Here is a 2,594-nt window from a genome sequence, read left to right on the forward strand (position 1 = left end):
GTAAACGTCAAATCAACCTCACATAGCATTTGCTCTCCCACTGCTTGAAAATGTCATCATCAAGCCACGGGAGGGTTCTTGTATGCAAGGGCGCATGTCTCATCAGGAGCGCCGTGAAGTTTGGCGCGAACGTATCGCTGCCTTTTACGACAGCGGTTTATCTGCCAGTCAGTTTTGCGCTGAGCACGGTCTGAAATCCCATCAGTTCTGGTACTGGCTTCGCCGACTACGAAACGAAACCGCACCTGGCACGCATGACACGACGTTCGTGTCGGTCGTGACGACCTCATCACCTTCGGACACAGGCCGTTCGCCCCTGACCCTGCGCGTGGGTTCGGTCGAGATTGACGTCCATCCTGGCTACGACGCCTCGACACTTGCTGAGCTCATTCGGCTCGTGATGCACGTTTGCTAGCCTTCGACTGGACTTCGGATCACCGCGTGTATCTCGCCTGTGGCGCCACAGACATGCGCAAATCCATTGACGGACTCGCCGCGCTCGTTCAGGCGTCGTTTCAGCTCGATCCGTTTTCGCCATGCATGTTTGTCTTCTGCAATCGGCAACGGGACAAGCTTAAAATCCTGCACTGGTCGCACAACGGATTTTGGCTGTACTATCGGCGCTTAGAGCGCGGTCGATTCGATTGGCCAGAGACAAGCGATGCCAAGATCATGGTGATCACACGGCGAGAGCTGAACTGGCTCCTGGATGGCCTACCGCTCGAGCAGCCGAAAGCGCATCGAGCTGTGCGTGTCCATTCTGCGATTTAAGCCGCATCAGCAGGAATCGGATCTGGGTCGTCGAATGCTTAGGGCATGACGCACGAGAACGGCACCATCCTCATGACCGAACAAGAATACGAAGCTCTGCAGCGGGAAAAGGAGCAATTGCGCCAACAGGTGGTCTACCTGGAGGAGCAGATCCATCTGCTCCGTCACCGTCTATTTGGGGCTTCCAGCGAAAAGCGCCGCAAGACCCAGGCGGAGTCGGACAGCGTCCAGTTCTCGCTGTTCAACGAAGCCGAAGTCGAGGCGGACGCCCAACCTTCGGAAGAGACCGGGGAAACCGATGCGGAAGCGACATCGGAAGGCGTGGAGACGGAGACCATCACGTATGAGCGCCGGAAGCCTCGTGCGGCGCGGGAGCGTGACGCCTGGCTGTATCAGGGTGAAGCAGACGAGGTCGTCGAATACCGACTGTCAGATGACGAGCGAGTCTGCCCGAAATGTGCGGGTGAACTGCATGAGATGAGCCGTGAGATCACGCGACGTGTGAAAATCATCCCGGCGCAGATGAAAAAAGTCGAGTACGTGCGGTACGTGTACGCCTGCCGGCACTGCGAAGCGCAGGACGTGGAGACCCCTGTGGTGCGCGCACCGATGCCGAAGCCGGTGCAGGCGAAGAGTCTCGCGACGCCGGAAGCGGTCGCCTATGTGATGACGAAGAAATTTGTCGACGGGATGCCGCTGTACCGGCAAGAGCAACAGTTTGCGCGGCACGGGTATCCGTTATCCCGCCAGACGCTGGCGAATTGGGTGGTGTACGCGGCGGAGACGTGGTTAGAGCCGCTCTATGCGAAACTTCGCCAAGTGCTCTTGGCTCAGCGCTATCTGCATGCGGACGAAACGACGCTGCAAGTGTTACATGAAGCCGGGCGCGCGGCGCAGACCCAGTCGTACATGTGGGTGTATCGGAGCGGTATGGACGGCCGCCCTATGGTCCTGTACGACTACCAGGAAACGCGAAGTGCGGACCATCCGCGGCGGTTCTTGGCAGGGTTTCAAGGGTATCTGCACGTGGATGGATACGCGGGCTATGAGGGGTTACCGGATGTCACCCTTGTAGGATGTTGGGCGCATGCGCGGCGGAAATTTGACGAAGCCCTGAAGGCGGTACCTCCCAAGGAGCGAAAGGGCAAGACCGCGGCCGAAGAAGGGCTGTCCTTCTGCAACGCGCTGTACGCGGTGGAGAAGAAGCTGAAGAACGCAAGCGCCGAAGAGCGGCAACGTGTGCGGATGGCCAAAAGCAAACCCATCCTGGACGCGTTTTTGGCATGGCTTGAAAAGCAGGAACAGCAGGTGTTGCCCAAGAGCGCGTTAGGACGAGCGGTGAATTATGTCCTGAAGCAGTGGCCTAAGCTGATTCGGTGTGTCGAAGACGGGCATTTGGAAATCGACAACAACCGGTGCGAGCGGTCATTGAAGCCGTTTGTGATCGGACGGAAGAACTGGCTTTTTGCCAATAGCCCGCGTGGAGCGCGGGCCAGTGCTGTGACATACAGCATCGTGGAGACAGCGAAGGAGAATGGACTGAATCCGACCGCGTATCTGACGTATCTCTTTGAACGGATGCCGAATATGGACCTTCAGGATGAAGCGGCGTTCGAGGCATGGTTACCATGGTCCGAAGCGCTCCCTGAAGGAATTCGAGTGAAAAAGTGAATGCCACATCCACCGAAGCCCTGCCAGAGATGGCGGGGCTTTCTGCGTGAGGCACGGGAACGGGAATGGTGAATGATCTCGTGAATCGAACGGTGACTGTCCATCCACCTCCCCGGGACTGAACGTCAAGGTGTGTTCGGTTTGACGGTTAC

The 2,594-nt window shown here is 57.8% G+C and carries 3 protein-coding genes; all 3 read left to right on the forward strand.

Annotation, left to right across the window (positions count from 1 at the left end):
• Window positions 1–82: 82 nt before the first annotated feature.
• Genes tnpA through tnpC form a run of 3 tightly spaced genes read left to right on the forward strand, consistent with a single transcriptional unit; the run spans window position 83 to window position 2,442 of the window.
• Window positions 83–415, forward strand: a complete 333-nt coding sequence (gene tnpA, locus C7445_RS14240) for an IS66 family insertion sequence element accessory protein TnpA (RefSeq protein ID WP_134161365.1) — start codon at window positions 83–85, stop codon at window positions 413–415.
• Window positions 416–441: 26 nt separating this feature from the next.
• Window positions 442–771, forward strand: coding sequence for an IS66 family insertion sequence element accessory protein TnpB (gene tnpB / locus C7445_RS14245; protein ID WP_006448185.1), 330 nt, complete (start codon window positions 442–444; stop codon window positions 769–771).
• A gap of 45 nt (window positions 772–816) precedes the next feature.
• On the forward strand, window positions 817–2,442 hold the full coding sequence (tnpC, locus tag C7445_RS14250; RefSeq protein ID WP_134161368.1) for an IS66 family transposase: 1,626 nt from the start codon (window positions 817–819) through the stop codon (window positions 2,440–2,442).
• The last annotated feature ends 152 nt before the right edge of the window (window positions 2,443–2,594 follow it).

The organism is Alicyclobacillus sacchari, from assembly GCF_004366795.1.
GTDB classification, from domain to species: Bacteria; Bacillota; Bacilli; order Alicyclobacillales; family Alicyclobacillaceae; genus Alicyclobacillus; species Alicyclobacillus sacchari.

Coding starts and splice junctions, on each gene's coding strand:
- tnpA (WP_134161365.1), top strand. CDS start 83: ATGCAAGGGCGCATGTCTCATCAGGAGCGCCGTGAAGTTTGGCGCGAA.
- tnpC (WP_134161368.1), top strand. CDS start 817: ATGACGCACGAGAACGGCACCATCCTCATGACCGAACAAGAATACGAA.